General features: G+C 48.4%; 13 protein-coding genes. 10 read left to right on the forward strand and 3 right to left on the reverse strand.

Annotation, left to right across the window (positions count from 1 at the left end; all coding sequences use genetic code 11):
• The first annotated feature begins 9 nt into the window (after positions 1-9).
• Together lysP and cirA are read left to right on the forward strand one after the other, a co-directional pair.
• Positions 10-1,479, forward strand: coding sequence for a lysine-specific permease (lysP, locus tag ATB02_RS11285; protein ID WP_000253276.1), 1,470 nt, complete (start codon positions 10-12; stop codon positions 1,477-1,479).
• A 292-nt stretch (positions 1,480-1,771) separates the two neighbouring features.
• Complete coding sequence (gene cirA / locus ATB02_RS11295; protein ID WP_105271582.1) at positions 1,772-3,751, forward strand: catecholate siderophore receptor CirA; 1,980 nt, start codon at positions 1,772-1,774, stop codon at positions 3,749-3,751.
• 58 nt (positions 3,752-3,809) lie between these two features.
• On the opposite strand, the gene ATB02_RS11300 is transcribed toward cirA, so the two are convergent.
• Together ATB02_RS11300 and serB are read right to left on the reverse strand one after the other, a co-directional pair.
• Positions 3,810-5,132, reverse strand: a complete 1,323-nt coding sequence (locus ATB02_RS11300) for an MFS transporter (RefSeq protein WP_000053687.1) — start codon at positions 5,130-5,132, stop codon at positions 3,810-3,812.
• Between the two features lie 32 nt (positions 5,133-5,164).
• Positions 5,165-6,052, reverse strand: a complete 888-nt coding sequence (gene serB / locus ATB02_RS11305) for a phosphoserine phosphatase SerB (protein ID WP_000152722.1) — start codon at positions 6,050-6,052, stop codon at positions 5,165-5,167.
• Positions 6,053-6,262: 210 nt separating this feature from the next.
• On the opposite strand from serB, the gene ATB02_RS11310 reads away from it, so the two are divergent.
• The gene (locus ATB02_RS11310) at positions 6,263-7,615 is read left to right on the forward strand and encodes an L-serine ammonia-lyase (RefSeq protein ID WP_105271583.1); all 1,353 of its coding nucleotides are present in this window, start codon (positions 6,263-6,265) and stop codon (positions 7,613-7,615) included.
• A 1-nt stretch (position 7,616) separates the two neighbouring features.
• Positions 7,617-8,006 (forward strand): helix-turn-helix domain-containing protein, encoded by a 390-nt coding sequence (locus tag ATB02_RS11315; protein ID WP_001353094.1) that lies wholly within the window; start codon positions 7,617-7,619, stop codon positions 8,004-8,006.
• Here the strand turns inward: ATB02_RS11315 and yeiG are convergent, their stop codons facing one another.
• Positions 8,007-8,843 carry an S-formylglutathione hydrolase gene (yeiG, locus tag ATB02_RS11320; RefSeq protein WP_105271584.1) on the reverse strand — a complete coding sequence of 279 codons (837 nt, stop codon included), beginning with the start codon at positions 8,841-8,843 and terminating at the stop codon, positions 8,007-8,009.
• A gap of 257 nt (positions 8,844-9,100) precedes the next feature.
• On the opposite strand from yeiG, the gene folE reads away from it, so the two are divergent.
• The 6 genes from folE (at position 9,101) to mglC (ending at position 16,010) form a co-directional block, all read left to right on the forward strand.
• Positions 9,101-9,769, forward strand: a complete 669-nt coding sequence (gene folE, locus ATB02_RS11335) for a GTP cyclohydrolase I FolE (RefSeq protein WP_001139613.1) — start codon at positions 9,101-9,103, stop codon at positions 9,767-9,769.
• A 16-nt stretch (positions 9,770-9,785) separates the two neighbouring features.
• A complete protein-coding gene (yeiB, locus tag ATB02_RS11340) occupies positions 9,786-10,943 on the forward strand; it encodes a DUF418 domain-containing protein YeiB (protein WP_105271585.1) in 1,158 nt (385 codons plus the stop codon).
• 141 nt (positions 10,944-11,084) lie between these two features.
• Positions 11,085-12,125 carry an HTH-type transcriptional regulator GalS gene (galS, locus tag ATB02_RS11350; RefSeq protein WP_105271587.1) on the forward strand — a complete coding sequence of 347 codons (1,041 nt, stop codon included), beginning with the start codon at positions 11,085-11,087 and terminating at the stop codon, positions 12,123-12,125.
• Between the two features lie 279 nt (positions 12,126-12,404).
• The gene (mglB, locus tag ATB02_RS11355) at positions 12,405-13,403 is read left to right on the forward strand and encodes a galactose/glucose ABC transporter substrate-binding protein MglB (protein ID WP_001036981.1); all 999 of its coding nucleotides are present in this window, start codon (positions 12,405-12,407) and stop codon (positions 13,401-13,403) included.
• Positions 13,404-13,463: 60 nt separating this feature from the next.
• Entirely contained in the window at positions 13,464-14,984 is a 1,521-nt protein-coding gene (mglA, locus tag ATB02_RS11360; RefSeq protein WP_000255032.1) for a galactose/methyl galactoside ABC transporter ATP-binding protein MglA, read from the forward strand.
• A gap of 15 nt (positions 14,985-14,999) precedes the next feature.
• Positions 15,000-16,010 carry a galactose/methyl galactoside ABC transporter permease MglC gene (mglC, locus tag ATB02_RS11365; RefSeq protein ID WP_001275118.1) on the forward strand — a complete coding sequence of 337 codons (1,011 nt, stop codon included), beginning with the start codon at positions 15,000-15,002 and terminating at the stop codon, positions 16,008-16,010.
• Positions 16,011-16,076 lie beyond the last annotated feature (66 nt).

The following is a 16,076-nucleotide window of genomic DNA, read 5'->3' on the forward strand; positions in this document are numbered from 1 at the left end:
CATTTTTGTATGGTTTCCGAAACTAAAACCACAGAAGCGCCGGGCTTACGCCGTGAATTAAAGGCGCGTCACCTGACGATGATTGCCATTGGCGGTTCCATCGGTACAGGTCTTTTTGTTGCCTCTGGCGCAACGATTTCTCAGGCAGGTCCGGGCGGGGCATTGCTCTCGTATATGTTGATTGGCCTGATGGTTTACTTCCTGATGACCAGTCTCGGTGAACTGGCTGCTTACATGCCGGTTTCCGGTTCGTTTGCCACTTACGGTCAGAACTATGTTGAAGAAGGCTTTGGCTTCGCGCTGGGCTGGAACTACTGGTACAACTGGGCTGTGACTATTGCCGTTGACCTGGTTGCTGCGCAGCTGGTTATGAGCTGGTGGTTCCCGGATACACCCGGTTGGATCTGGAGTGCGCTGTTCCTCGGCGTTATCTTCCTGCTGAACTACATTTCGGTCCGTGGCTTTGGTGAAGCAGAATACTGGTTCTCACTGATCAAGGTTACGACGGTTATTGTCTTTATTGTTGTCGGCGTGCTGATGATTATCGGTATCTTCAAAGGCGCACAGCCTGCGGGCTGGAGCAACTGGACAATCGGCGAAGCACCGTTTGCTGGTGGTTTTGCGGCAATGATCGGCGTGGCAATGATTGTCGGCTTCTCTTTCCAGGGTACCGAGCTGATCGGTATTGCTGCAGGCGAGTCCGAAGATCCGGCGAAAAACATTCCACGCGCGGTACGTCAGGTGTTCTGGCGAATCCTGTTGTTCTATGTATTCGCGATCCTGATCATCAGCCTGATTATTCCGTACACCGATCCGAGCCTGCTGCGTAATGATGTGAAAGACATCAGCGTCAGTCCGTTCACCCTGGTATTCCAACACGCGGGTCTGCTCTCTGCGGCGGCGGTGATGAACGCTGTTATTCTGACGGCGGTGCTGTCAGCGGGTAACTCCGGTATGTATGCGTCTACTCGTATGCTGTACACCCTGGCGTGTGACGGTAAAGCGCCGCGCATTTTCGCTAAATTGTCGCGTGGTGGCGTGCCGCGTAACGCGCTGTATGCGACGACGGTGATTGCCGGTCTGTGCTTCCTGACCTCCATGTTTGGCAACCAGACGGTATACCTGTGGCTGCTGAACACCTCCGGGATGACGGGTTTTATCGCCTGGCTGGGGATTGCCATTAGCCACTACCGCTTCCGTCGCGGTTACGTATTGCAGGGACACGACATTAACGATCTGCCGTACCGTTCAGGCTTCTTCCCACTGGGGCCGATCTTCGCATTCATTCTGTGTCTGATTATCACACTGGGCCAGAACTACGAAGCGTTCCTGAAAGACACCATTGACTGGGGCGGCGTAGCGGCAACATATATTGGTATCCCGCTGTTCCTGATTATCTGGTTCGGATACAAGCTGATTAAAGGAACTCACTTCGTACGCTACAGCGAAATGAAGTTCCCGCAGAACGATAAGAAATAAGTTTCCTCCCTTCCTTGCTAAGCCCTCTCAACCGAGAGGGCTTTTTCAATTCTATTTCCCTGACAAATCATGTGGATATAAATTTTAACATTTGGATTGATAATTGTTATCGTTTGCATTATCGTTACGCCGAAATCAAAAAAGGCTGACAAATCAGGGGCTGTTCCGGCTTTCTGGAATGATCACCTGCATACAAATAAGTCCACCGCGATGCTGCCGTACGCAAGGGGACGTGAAAAAGATGTGAGCGATAACCCATTTTATTTTCGTAGTTACCTCATGGAGATATGGAATGTTTAGGTTGAACCCTTTCGTACGGGTCGGGCTGTGTTTGTCCGCTATTTCTTGTGCATGGCCTGTGTTAGCGGTCGATGATGATGGCGAAACGATGGTTGTCACTGCATCTTCCGTTGAGCAAAACCTTAAAGATGCACCCGCCAGTATCAGCGTCATTACCCAGGAAGACCTGCAGCGAAAACCGGTACAGAATCTGAAGGATGTCCTCAAAGAAGTGCCTGGCGTACAACTGACGAACGAAGGGGATAACCGTAAGGGCGTTAGTATTCGTGGTCTGGACAGCAGCTACACCCTGATTCTCGTCGACGGTAAACGCGTTAACTCCCGCAATGCCGTCTTCCGCCACAATGATTTCGATCTGAACTGGATCCCGGTCGATTCCATCGAACGTATTGAAGTGGTCCGTGGCCCGATGTCGTCGCTGTACGGTTCCGATGCGCTCGGCGGTGTCGTGAATATCATCACCAAAAAAATCGGTCAGAAATGGTCGGGTACCGTTACTGTCGATACCACCATTCAGGAACATCGCGATCGCGGTGATACCTATAACGGTCAGTTCTTTACCAGCGGGCCATTAATTGACGGTGTGCTTGGAATGAAAGCTTACGGCAGCCTGGCAAAACGTGAAAAGGATAACCCGCAAAACTCAACCACCACCGATACCGGAGAAACGCCGCGTATTGAAGGATTCTCCAGCCGCGACGGCAATGTTGAATTTGCCTGGACACCGAATCAAAATCACGATTTTACTGCCGGATACGGTTTTGACCGTCAGGATCGTGATTCCGACTCGCTGGACAAAAACCGCCTGGAACGTCAGAACTACTCCGTCAGCCATAATGGGCGTTGGGATTACGGCACCAGCGAACTGAAATACTACGGTGAGAAAGTCGAAAACAAAAACCCTGGCAACAGCAGCCCGATTACTTCCGAAAGCAATACGGTCGATGGTAAATACACGTTGCCACTGACGGCGATTAATCAGTTTCTCACGGTTGGCGGTGAATGGCGTCACGACAAACTTAGCGATGCGGTGAACCTGACCGGGGGAACCAGCTCCAAAACGTCTGCCAGCCAGTACGCGCTGTTTGTGGAAGATGAATGGCGGATCTTCGAGCCGCTGGCGCTGACGACCGGCGTGCGTATGGACGATCACGAAACCTACGGTGAACACTGGAGTCCTCGTGCCTACCTGGTTTATAACGCCACCGACACCGTAACGGTGAAAGGGGGCTGGGCGACGGCATTTAAAGCGCCTTCTCTGTTGCAACTTAGCCCTGACTGGACGAGCAATTCCTGCCGTGGCGCATGCAAGATTGTGGGTAGCCCGGATCTGAAACCTGAAACCAGCGAAAGTTGGGAGCTCGGGCTTTACTACATGGGTGAAGAAGGTTGGCTGGAAGGGGTTGAATCCAGCGTGACCGTTTTCCGCAACGATGTAAAAGATCGTATCAGCATCAGCCGTACGTCTGACGTCAATGCTGCTCCGGGCTACCAAAACTTTGTCGGTTTTACAGCGGACGGTGTGCCAGTATTCAGCTACTACAACGTTAACAAAGCACGTATTCAGGGCGTGGAAACCGAACTGAAAATTCCGTTCAACGATGAATGGAAACTGTCGATCAACTACACCTACAACGATGGTCGTGATGTCAGCAACGGCGAAAACAAACCGTTGTCCGATCTGCCGTTCCATACCGCTAACGGTACGCTGGACTGGAAACCGCTGGCGCTGGAAGACTGGTCATTCTATGTTTCTGGTCATTATACCGGGCAGAAACGCGCCGACAGCGCGACGGCTAAAACACCGGGCGGTTATACCATCTGGAATACCGGCGCGGCCTGGCAGGTGACTAAAGACGTCAAACTGCGCGCAGGCGTGCTGAACCTTGGCGACAAGGATCTCAGTCGTGACGACTACAGCTATAACGAAGACGGACGTCGTTACTTTATGGCAGTGGATTATCGCTTCTGATGCGAAGATGCCCGGCGTCGATCCCGCCGGGCATAATCCCAGAAATTCGCTTCTGGCTTTATAACCGATGAAATTTTGCCAGTAAGGCCAGTGAAAATGTTGTCAGCAAAATGGTAATGACTGCGTAAATATACACTCCTGACCATTCCCAACTGTTTTTCACCATAATAACTGGAAGCCCTGCCATTGCCGCGCCTAAATAACTAAACAAGCCCCTGAATCCAGTAATGGAACCTGCCGCATCTTTATGCGTAACATCAAGACACCCGACAGCGAATAACATATGCGGTCCATACAATGCAAACCCCATGATTGTAAACAGAATAGCCGTTAATGTGTAGGAGACGTCCTGCACCAGCGGTACGAGAACGATGCAAATACATAAAGCGATGGCAAAGATTAATCCGGTCATCCAGCGGTTACTTTTAAACATGAAATCGGACAAGTACCCCGCCAGTAATCCCCCAGCAAGTCCACCTGCTTCAAACCAGGATATAATGGAGTTCGCTTTAATCAGGCTCCAGTTATGAACCTGAGAATAATAAATTTGTGGCCAGTCATTGAGGATGGTGCGTGCAATATAGACCGACATATCCCCGAGGATAATGAGCCAAACTAATGGGTTGGTAAGAATATATTTAACGAATATTTGCCAAAAACTGAGATCAACCGGACTTGCTTTAACTTGTGCAAGTTCTGTCGGGTCGTTGCGCCACTTACCGACGTTAGGCAAACCGAGCGTGCCGGGACGATCTTTTATCGTAAACAAGGCAACAATCCCCATAATCAGTGAGATTACACCCGGAACATAAAAGCCCATCTTCCAGCTGCCACTAAAAGCAATAGCAAAGCTTGTCAGGAGAGGCGCAAGACTACCGCCAATATTATGCGCAGCTTCAACAACTGCCCACCAGCGTCCGCGTTCATTTTTCGAGAACCACGAGGCCATAATTTTTGCCATTGGCGGAAAACTGGTACCCTGGAGAATAGCATTAAGGCTATACAGGATATAGAACGCAGCAACGCTGTCTGAAAAACCGAAAAGAATGTTAACAATACCGACGCCAATAAGTACGGGGCCAGTCATCGCTCGTGGGTTAATTTTATCGACTAACATGCCACCTACAAACTTCATAGAGCCATAAAGAATGTAAAAGACCGACGACATGATAGCGAAATCTTGTGCGGTTAATGACGTATCCGTTAACATCGCTGGCATGGCCGCAGAGAAATTCTTGCGGGTTAAGTAAAATACGGCATAAGAGATAAATACAGAGGTGATGATTTCAATGCGAAATTTTTTATAAGTATGATCAACTTCTTCTTTTGGTTTGACCACCGGTTGGTCGGCCTGGCTGAAAATAAATTTTTTCAAACTCATTGTGAGTTTCCTTTTCTGTGAACCTTATGGCGCTATAATTTTTCTTCTATAAAAAAGAGAAGCGACTCAAAACCATTAAAATTAATCTGGTCAGCAATTTTTTCCCGGGTTTTAGGTTTTGCTTTCCATGCCACGCCATTCCCGGCATGCAAAAGCATAGGAATATCATTGGCACCATCTCCACAGGCAATGATGTTTTCACGGCAGATAGCTAACTCTGTCGCTAAATTTATCAGGGTTTGCTTTTTCTTTTCTGCATTCATAATAGGTAAGGTAATTGTATCAGTTAACAGATCTTCCTTAATGCGCACAGAGTTAGAAAATGCAAAATCAAGTTGATATTTTTCCTTCAATCGCTCAGTAAAAATATCCAAACCTCCAGATATAATTGCCGTCTTGAATCCTTTTTCTTTTAGTATGGGAAGAATAGTTTCAAGACCTGGTGAAAGAGTCATCTGTTCACAAACTTGATGCAATATATCTTTATGCGTTCCTTTAAGCATGGCAATTCGCCGGGTAAAACTGGTATCAAAATCGATTTTCCCTTCCATCGCTTCACGGGTCAGTGCGGTGATTTTTTCAGAGATGCCGAGTCTACGGGCTATTTCATCGACACCTTCTTCTTCAACAAAGGTGGAATCCATATCAAAGGCAATAATTCCCTGATCCGGTAAGACCCTGGGTTTACGGAAAAAATCAAACTGATGATTATCAGCACGGTGACGTAAACCAGCATAAAAAGCAGGGTTGGTAACATCATCTGGTAATACTAGCTTTAGATACTCTTTATTTATTTGCCCACTGTAATTCGTTGTTAGCGAAAACACCGAGGGGGAAATCTTTAAATGTTGCAGATAATCTTCCAGACATTTTTGGGTGATGTCGATGCCTGTTGGCGACAAGAAATAAATAATCGTCATTTACCGCTCCTTTTTATCTGCAATGATTATAATAAGATTTCATAGAGGCTGATGTATCTGACAATCACAGTTGTGAATGTTAAATAAAAGATAAAAAAGTACTTTTTTTGATACTTTGAAATAATAAGATACTAAAAGTACCATTTTTGATATCTTTACCAGGATATAAAGAATAACTATTTTTCAACGTTGAAGGAATCATTTAAAAATATGGAAAGCTGCATAGATATATTCAAGATAGTTATTGGTCCATCCAGTTCCCGCACAGTCGGGCCAATGCGTGCGGCTTATAATTTTGTGTCACAATTGAAACAGCAAGAAATGTTACCTTTGTTGCGGAAACTTGATGTCGAACTTTATGGTGCGCTGTCATTAAGCCGCAAGTGCCATAATGTTGATGTGGCGATTTATCTCGGTTTGCAAGGACACTTACCTGACAGCGTTGACATTCGCATGGAAATGTCCGCCATCAGGCGTGCAGAAACTGAGGCGACGCTGGAAGTTATGCCTGGTGTCAACGTCAGTGTATCCATTCTTTCTAATCTACAAGCGCATCCGGGGCACCCTTATGCGATGACATTTCGTGCCAGAGATGACTGGTTTACACTTTATGAAGAAACCTGGTTTTCTATCGGCGACGGTCAAGTGATAAAAGCAGGAGAGGCGATTATTCCTCCATCAGTCACTCCACATCCTTTTGAATTCCAGAACGCAAACGAATTATTAAAACTTTGTCAGCAAAACGGATTATCTGTCGCGGCATTAATGATGAAAAACGAACTGCACTGCCAGACAGCAGCTTTTTTGCATGACGATCTTCATAAAAAATGGGAAGTAATGAAGGATGCGGTTTATCGCGGGATGCATACAGAAGGATTACTTCCAGGTCCGTTTCAGGTTAACCGTCGTGCCTGTGCTTTATATAAATCGTTGCAGTCAAAGGGGTTTTCCAATGACTTCCTGACTACGCTCAATTGGGTCAATACTTTTGCCATTGCGGTGAGCGAAGAAAATGCTGCGGGTGGACGTGTCGTGACAGCACCCACCAACGGCGCGAGCGGTATTATCCCGGCTGTACTGTGCTGGTATGATAAATTCATTCACGAGCTTGATACATACTCCGTTACCCGCTTTTTACTGACCGCTGGTGCCATCGCCATTCTGTTCAAAAAAAATGCCTCTATTCTGGGTTCTGAAGTTGGATGTCAGGGGGAAATAGGTGTTGCCAGTTCAATGGCGGCAGCAGGATTAGCAGAACTTATGGGCGGGTCAGTGGCTCAGGTACTTAGCGCGGCAGAAATTGCGATGGAGCATCATTTAGGTTTGACCTGTGATCCAGTTGGCGGGCAGGTACAAATTCCTTGTATTGAACGAAATGCTATTTCAGCTGTGAAAGCTATCAACGCAACGACGATGGCGTTGAGTCGCATAAGCGAGCCGTGCATTACGCTGGATGAGATAATTTCCGCGATGTATGAAACCGGAAAGGATATGAGCGCTAAATACCGTGAAACTTATCATGGCTGTCTGAGCAAATTGCAGCCAAGAAAAAAGGATGCGTAAGATGAAATATAATACGATGAATAACAACGAAATTATTTTATCACTGTGCGCTCGCATTAAAGAAACGCGTATCTCATTATCATTGACCCAACAGCAGTTAGCCGAGCGTGCATTGGTGGGCATAGCAACGGTCAAGCGGATTGAAAAGGGGGGAAGTTTAAATCTTGATACTCTCATTTCTCTTCTGCGCGCGCTGAATAAATTGCAAAATCTCGATGCCATATTGTTCGAAGCAGAAATGCGTAATTTCAACGAAAATAGTTCCAGCGGCGAAGGGGCAGGGCGACTACAGGTACGCCAGCAACTGACAGATTTAAACCAGAAGTCTCCAGCCCCGCACGCAGATGACCATAATTTTAGTACGGCGCTGGAAAATACCCTCTGCTGGTGATTATTTCTGTAAATACTGCGCATGGAAGCGCAGATGATCCTCTATAAAAGAGGCAATAAAGTAGTAACTGTGATCATATCCCGGCTGAATACGCAGCGTCATCGGCCACGCTTTTTGACGCGCGGCTTCTGCCAGCACTGCGGGTTGTAGCTGGTCGGCAAGAAACTGATCATTATCGCCCTGATCAATCAGTGTCGGGATCGCATCCTGCGCATTACTCGCATACATCAGCGCGCAACTGTCCCATTCCATCCAGTCATTTTTATCCTCACCCAGATAAGTGCTAAACGCTTTTATTCCCCACGGGACGCTGCACGGATTCACAATCGGCGCAAAGGCGGAAACACTGGTGTATTTGCCAGGATTTTTCAGCGCCATAATCAATGCGCCGTGACCACCCATGGAATGACCGCTAATAGCGCAGCGATCGCTGACGTTAAATTGCGATTGAATGAGAGTCGGTAATTCATCGCGCAGATAATCGTACATCCTGTAATGCGTCGCCCACGGTTTTTGTGTTGCGTTGAGATAAAACCCCGCGCCCTGACCTAAATCGTAGCCGTCGTCGTTGGCTACTTGTTCGCCGCGCGGACTGGTGTCTGGCATCACCAGTACAATCCCCAGTTCCGCCGCTACGCGTTGGGCCCCCGCTTTGGTGGTGAAGTTCTCGTCATTGCAGGTTAATCCGGAGAGCCAGTACAGCACCGGCGGCGGGGTGTGATCGCGAGGCGGTGGAAGAAAGATGCTGAACGTCATCGGGCAATTTAAGGTACTGGAGTCGTGCCGCCAGCGTTGTTGCCAGCCTTCAAAACAGCGGTGCTCTTCGAGCATTTCCATGCGTGGCTCCTTGTTGTGTTGTTTGCAATTTCTTCATCATACCGTTTATTCAATGTGCTGTGAGTAACTTTCACTTCCGTATATACATAACGATGTTTTAACATCTGCTGATGAAAGGCAGCGGCAATTACAATAATTATCGCTGTGAATACTGGATTATGTGCGCCGCCTCACGCACAATAATCAGGCTGTAAATCAGCTTAATAACTTTGCCCCCACGCAGGGCGGAGGCGTCACACCTGCAGGAGAAATCATAAATGCCATCACTCAGTAAAGAAGCGGCCCTGGTTCATGAAGCGTTAGTTGCGCGAGGACTGGAAACACCGCTGCGCCCGCCCGTGCATGAAATGGATAACGAAACGCGCAAAAGTCTTATTGCTGGTCATATGACCGAAATCATGCAGTTGCTGAATCTCGACCTGGCTGATGACAGTTTGATGGAAACGCCGCATCGCATCGCTAAAATGTATGTCGATGAAATTTTCTCCGGTCTGGATTACGCCAATTTCCCGAAAATCACCCTCATTGAAAACAAAATGAAGGTCGATGAAATGGTTACCGTGCGCGATATCACCCTGACCAGTACCTGTGAACACCATTTTGTTACCATCGATGGCAAAGCGACGGTGGCCTATATTCCGAAAGATTCGGTGATCGGTCTGTCAAAAATTAACCGTATCGTGCAGTTCTTTGCCCAGCGTCCGCAGGTGCAGGAACGTCTGACGCAGCAAATTCTCATTGCGCTACAAACGCTGCTGGGCACCAATAACGTGGCTGTCTCTATCGATGCGGTACATTACTGCGTGAAGGCGCGTGGCATCCGCGATGCAACCAGTGCCACGACAACGACCTCTCTTGGTGGATTGTTCAAATCCAGTCAGAATACGCGCCACGAGTTTCTGCGCGCTGTGCGTCATCACAACTGATTAAAAGGCAGGAACCATGGAGCGCAACGTCACGCTCGATTTTGTTCGCGGCGTCGCCATTCTGGGGATCCTGCTATTAAACATCAGCGCCTTTGGGTTACCAAAGGCGGCTTATCTCAATCCCGCCTGGTACGGCGCTATTACGCCGCAGGATGCATGGACCTGGGCATTACACGATCTCATCGGTCAGGTGAAATTCCTCACGCTTTTTGCGTTGCTGTTTGGTGCTGGCCTGCAAATGTTGCTACCCCGTGGCAAACGCTGGATCCAGTCGCGGTTAACACTGTTAGTCTTGTTGGGCTTTATTCACGGTTTATTGTTCTGGGACGGCGATATTCTGTTGGCTTACGGGCTGGTGGGCTTAATCTGTTGGCGGCTGGTGCGCGATGCGCCATCGGTAAAAAGCCTGTTTAATACCGGCGTCATGCTTTATCTGGTGGGGCTTGGCGTTTTGCTGTTGTTGGGGTTGATTTCAGACAGTCAGACCAGCCGCGCCTGGACGCCGGATGCATCGGCTATTTTGTATGAAAAATACTGGAAGCTTCATGGCGGCGTTGAAGCGATCGGTAACCGTGCCGATGGAGTTGGGAACAGTTTACTGGCACTGGGCGCACAGTATGGCTGGCAACTGGCAGGAATGATGCTAATTGGCGCGGCGCTGATGCGCAGTGGCTGGCTGAAAGGGCAGTTTAGCTTGCGCCATTATCGGCGTACCGGTTTTGTGCTGGTGGCGATTGGGGTGATCATTAACCTTCCAGCGATCGCCCTGCAATGGCGGCTGGACTGGGCATATCGCTGGTGCGCCTTCTTACTTCAGATGCCGCGGGAACTGAGTGCGCCGTTTCAGGCGGTTGGCTATGCGTCGCTGTTTTATGGTTTCTGGCCGCAATTGAGCCGCTTTAAGCTGGTGCTCGCGATCGCCTGCGTCGGACGGATGGCGCTGACCAACTATCTATTGCAAACGCTGATTTGTACCACGCTTTTTTATCACCTCGGTTTGTTTATGCAGTTTGACCGTCTGGAATTGCTGGCGTTTGTTATTCCGGTATGGCTGGCGAATATTCTCTTCTCTGTTATCTGGCTGCGTTACTTCCGTCAGGGGCCGGTGGAATGGCTCTGGCGTCAGTTAACTTTGCGTGCTGCCGGACCTGCATTATCTAAAACATCGAGATAACGATCTGGATCACATTCATTAACAAAATGGTTGTAACCGTTTCCATTGCTGTGACTCGATTCACGAAGTCCTGTATTCAGTGCTGACAAAATAGCCGCCAGCAAGCAGGCATTTACTGCAATCTCATAACAGGTAGTGAATATGATCACCATTCGTGATGTAGCGCGTCAGGCTGGCGTCTCTGTGGCAACGGTTTCCCGGGTACTCAATAACAGCACGCTGGTCAGTGCCGACACGCGTGAAGCAGTAATGAAAGCAGTGAGCGAGCTGGATTATCGGCCAAACGCCAATGCCCAGGCGCTGGCAACTCAGGTTAGCGATACCATTGGCGTGGTGGTAATGGACGTTTCTGATGCGTTTTTTGGCGCGCTGGTAAAAGCGGTGGATCTCGTCGCCCAGCAGCACCAGAAATATGTGCTAATAGGTAATAGCTATCATGAAGCGGAAAAAGAGCGTCATGCCATTGAGGTGTTAATTCGCCAGCGTTGTAACGCGTTGATTGTTCATTCAAAAGCGTTAAGCGATGATGAATTAGCGCAGTTTATGGATAACATTCCCGGTATGGTGTTAATCAACCGCGTTGTGCCGGGGTACGCCCATCGTTGCGTTTGCCTGGATAATCTCAGTGGTGCCCGAATGGCGACGCGCATGTTGCTGAATAACGGGCATCAACGTATTGGTTATCTTTCTTCCAGCCACGGCATTGAAGATGATGCCATGCGCAAAGCAGGCTGGATGAGTGCGTTGAAAGAGCAGGATATTATTCCGCCGGAAAGCTGGATTGGCACTGGCACCCCGGACATGCCAGGCGGTGAGGCGGCGATGGTTGAACTGCTGGGGCGCAATCTACAACTTACCGCTGTATTTGCATACAACGACAATATGGCCGCTGGCGCACTGACGGCATTAAAAGATAATGGTATTGCGATTCCGTTACATCTCTCAATCATCGGTTTCGATGATATTCCCATCGCTCGTTACACCGACCCACAATTAACGACCGTGCGTTATCCTATTGCTTCGATGGCAAAATTAGCTACCGAACTGGCCTTACAAGGGGCTGCAGGCAACATTGATCCTCACGCCAGCCACTGTTTTATGCCGACGTTAGTGCGTCGCCATTCTGTCGCAACGCGCCAGAATGCGGCAGCGATCACTAACTCAACAAATCAGTCGATGTAACCGCTTTCAATCTGTGAGTGATTTCACAGTATATTAACAATGTGATAGCTATGATTGCACCGTTTTAACGCTGTAACCTGTATGTAACAGTGAATCATCACTTTCACCGAGGTAATAGCGTCATAACAACAATTAAAGCCGTTTTCTGGAGCGTTACCGGGCATGGAAGAACGAATTTTAAAAAGTGAGCTTCGGCGTTCAGTAACACTTCATTAACTCTACTGCCCCGCCGAGCATTTATCTCAAGCACTACCCTGCATAAGAAAAACCGGAGATACCATGAATAAGAAGGTGTTAACCCTGTCTGCTGTAATGGCCAGTATGTTATTCGGTGCCACTGCACACGCTGCTGATACCCGTATTGGTGTAACAATCTATAAGTACGACGATAACTTTATGTCTGTTGTGCGCAAGGCTATCGAACAAGATGCGAAAGCCGCGCCAGATGTTCAGCTGCTGATGAATGATTCTCAGAATGACCAGTCCAAGCAGAACGATCAGATCGACGTATTGCTGGCGAAAGGGGTGAAGGCACTGGCAATCAACCTGGTTGACCCGGCAGCTGCGGGTACGGTGATTGAGAAAGCGCGTGGGCAAAACGTGCCGGTGGTTTTCTTTAACAAAGAACCGTCTCGTAAGGCGCTGGATAGCTACGATAAAGCCTACTATGTTGGCACTGACTCCAAAGAGTCCGGCATTATTCAGGGCGATTTGATTGCTAAGCATTGGGCGGCAAACCAGGGTTGGGATCTCAACAAAGACGGTCAGATTCAATTCGTACTGCTGAAAGGTGAACCGGGCCATCCGGATGCAGAAGCACGCACCACTTACGTGATTAAAGAGCTGAACGACAAAGGCATCAAAACTGAACAGTTACAGTTAGATACCGCAATGTGGGATACCGCTCAGGCGAAAGATAAGATGGACGCCTGGCTGTCTGGCCCGAACGCCAACAAAATCGAAGTTGTTATCGCCAACAACGATGCGATGGCAATGGGCGCAGTAGAAGCACTGAAAGCACACAACAAGTCCAGCATTCCAGTGTTTGGTGTCGATGCGCTGCCAGAAGCTCTGGCACTGGTGAAATCCGGTGCACTGGCGGGCACCGTATTGAACGACGCTAACAACCAGGCGAAAGCGACTTTTGATCTGGCGAAAAACCTGGCCGATGGCAAAGGTGCGGCTGATGGTACCAACTGGAAAATCGACAACAAAGTGGTCCGCGTACCTTACGTTGGCGTAGATAAAGACAACCTGGCTGAATTCAGCAAGAAATAAGACTGATTGGGCGCAGTCATTTACTGCGCCCTTATTGTATGGCCAACAAGGTAAAATTATATGGTCAGCTCAACGACTCCGTCTTCCGGGGAATACTTGTTGGAAATGAGCGGTATCAACAAGTCTTTTCCGGGTGTTAAGGCACTTGATAACGTTAATTTAAAAGTCCGGCCACATTCTATCCATGCATTAATGGGGGAAAACGGCGCAGGAAAATCAACATTATTAAAATGCCTGTTTGGTATTTATCAAAAAGACTCCGGCACCATTTTGTTCCAGGGTAAAGAGATCGATTTCCATTCTGCCAAAGAAGCACTGGAAAATGGTATTTCGATGGTACACCAGGAATTAAACCTGGTATTGCAACGTTCGGTGATGGACAACATGTGGCTGGGGCGGTATCCCACCAAAGGCATGTTTGTCGATCAGGACAAAATGTACCGCGAAACCAAAGCGATTTTTGATGAGCTGGATATTGATATCGATCCGCGTGCGCGCGTCGGCACATTATCCGTTTCGCAAATGCAGATGATCGAAATCGCCAAAGCGTTTTCCTATAACGCGAAAATTGTGATTATGGATGAACCGACATCTTCGTTAACTGAAAAAGAGGTCAATCATCTTTTCACTATTATTCGTAAATTAAAAGAGCGCGGCTGCGGTATTGTTTATATCTCGCATAAAATGGAAGAAATCTTCCAGTTATGTGATGAAGTCACCGTATTGCGCGACGGTCAGTGGATCGCTACCGAACCGCTGGCAGGGCTAACGATGGACAAGATCATCGCCATGATGGTTGGACGCTCTCTTAACCAGCGTTTCCCTGACAAAGAAAACAAGCCGGGCGAAGTGATTCTGGAAGTGCGTAATCTGACGTCGCTGCGCCAGCCGTCGATTCGCGATGTCTCGTTTGATCTGCATAAAGGGGAGATCCTCGGTATTGCCGGTCTGGTGGGGGCGAAACGTACCGATATTGTTGAGACGTTATTTGGTATTCGCGAGAAATCGGCTGGCACCATTACGTTGCACGGTAAAAAGATCAATAACCATAACGCTAACGAAGCCATAAACCACGGATTTGCACTGGTAACTGAAGAGCGCCGCTCAACGGGAATTTATGCCTATCTGGATATTGGCTTTAACTCGTTAATTTCTAATATCCGCAACTACAAAAATAAAGTTGGCTTGCTGGATAACTCGCGGATGAAAAGCGATACCCAGTGGGTAATTGATTCGATGCGGGTAAAAACGCCGGGACATCGTACGCAAATTGGTTCACTCTCCGGCGGTAATCAGCAAAAGGTAATTATTGGGCGCTGGCTGCTTACGCAACCAGAAATATTAATGCTCGATGAACCAACGCGCGGTATTGATGTCGGAGCGAAGTTCGAAATTTATCAGTTAATTGCCGAACTGGCGAAGAAAGGCAAGGGGATTATTATTATTTCCTCCGAAATGCCAGAGTTGTTAGGGATAACAGACCGTATTCTGGTCATGAGCAATGGTCTCGTTTCCGGAATTGTCGATACAAAAACAACAACGCAAAACGAAATTCTGCGTCTTGCGTCTTTGCACCTTTAAGATTAGGGGCCTCCCATGAGTGCGTTAAATAAGAAAAGTTTTCTTACTTACCTGAAAGAGGGCGGTATTTACGTCGTTCTTTTAGTTTTGCTGGCGATTATTATTTTCCAGGACCCAACTTTTTTAAGTCTGTTGAACTTAAGTAATATTCTCACCCAGTCATCGGTGCGTATTATTATCGCGCTTGGTGTGGCAGGATTAATTGTCACCCAGGGGACCGACCTATCTGCGGGACGTCAGGTAGGGCTGGCAGCCGTGGTGGCAGCGACGTTATTGCAGTCCATGGATAACGCTAACAAAGTATTCCCGGAAATGGCGACGATGCCGATTGCGCTGGTAATTCTGATTGTCTGTGCCATTGGCGCGGTGATCGGTTTGATCAACGGCCTGATTATCGCTTATCTCAACGTGACGCCATTCATTACCACGCTCGGCACGATGATTATCGTCTACGGCATCAACTCGCTCTATTACGACTTTGTCGGGGCGTCGCCAATTTCTGGTTTTGACAGTGGCTTCTCTACCTTTGCTCAGGGCTTTGTTGCGCTGGGGAGCTTCCGTCTCTCTTACATCACTTTCTACGCGTTGATTGCGGTGGCATTCGTCTGGGTGTTGTGGAACAAAACCCGTTTCGGTAAGAACATTTTTGCCATTGGCGGTAACCCGGAAGCGGCGAAAGTTTCTGGTGTCAACGTTGGCCTGAACCTGCTGATGATCTACGCGTTGTCTGGTGTGTTCTATGCCTTTGGCGGGATGTTAGAAGCCGGACGTATCGGCTCTGCCACCAACAACCTCGGCTTTATGTATGAGCTGGATGCTATCGCAGCGTGCGTGGTGGGCGGCGTATCGTTTAGCGGCGGTGTGGGGACGGTGATTGGTGTAGTGACCGGGGTAATTATCTTTACCGTTATCAACTATGGCCTGACGTACATCGGCGTAAACCCGTACTGGCAGTACATCATCAAAGGGGCGATTATTATCTTCGCCGTGGCGCTGGATTCACTGAAATACGCGCGTAAGAAATGATGTGAATGTGGGTATTGCCGGATGCGCCGCATCCGGCAATCGGTGCCAAATGCCGGATGCGACGCT

Source organism: Escherichia sp. MOD1-EC5189 (assembly GCF_002966045.1).
Lineage (GTDB): Bacteria > Pseudomonadota > Gammaproteobacteria > Enterobacterales > Enterobacteriaceae > Escherichia > Escherichia coli_F.

Coding starts and splice junctions, on each gene's coding strand:
- lysP (WP_000253276.1), top strand. CDS start 10: ATGGTTTCCGAAACTAAAACCACAGAAGCGCCGGGCTTACGCCGTGAA.
- cirA (WP_105271582.1), top strand. CDS start 1,772: ATGTTTAGGTTGAACCCTTTCGTACGGGTCGGGCTGTGTTTGTCCGCT.
- ATB02_RS11300 (WP_000053687.1), bottom strand. CDS start 5,132: ATGAGTTTGAAAAAATTTATTTTCAGCCAGGCCGACCAACCGGTGGTC.
- serB (WP_000152722.1), bottom strand. CDS start 6,052: ATGACGATTATTTATTTCTTGTCGCCAACAGGCATCGACATCACCCAA.
- ATB02_RS11310 (WP_105271583.1), top strand. CDS start 6,263: ATGGAAAGCTGCATAGATATATTCAAGATAGTTATTGGTCCATCCAGT.
- ATB02_RS11315 (WP_001353094.1), top strand. CDS start 7,617: ATGAAATATAATACGATGAATAACAACGAAATTATTTTATCACTGTGC.
- yeiG (WP_105271584.1), bottom strand. CDS start 8,843: ATGGAAATGCTCGAAGAGCACCGCTGTTTTGAAGGCTGGCAACAACGC.
- folE (WP_001139613.1), top strand. CDS start 9,101: ATGCCATCACTCAGTAAAGAAGCGGCCCTGGTTCATGAAGCGTTAGTT.
- yeiB (WP_105271585.1), top strand. CDS start 9,786: ATGGAGCGCAACGTCACGCTCGATTTTGTTCGCGGCGTCGCCATTCTG.
- galS (WP_105271587.1), top strand. CDS start 11,085: ATGATCACCATTCGTGATGTAGCGCGTCAGGCTGGCGTCTCTGTGGCA.
- mglB (WP_001036981.1), top strand. CDS start 12,405: ATGAATAAGAAGGTGTTAACCCTGTCTGCTGTAATGGCCAGTATGTTA.
- mglA (WP_000255032.1), top strand. CDS start 13,464: ATGGTCAGCTCAACGACTCCGTCTTCCGGGGAATACTTGTTGGAAATG.
- mglC (WP_001275118.1), top strand. CDS start 15,000: ATGAGTGCGTTAAATAAGAAAAGTTTTCTTACTTACCTGAAAGAGGGC.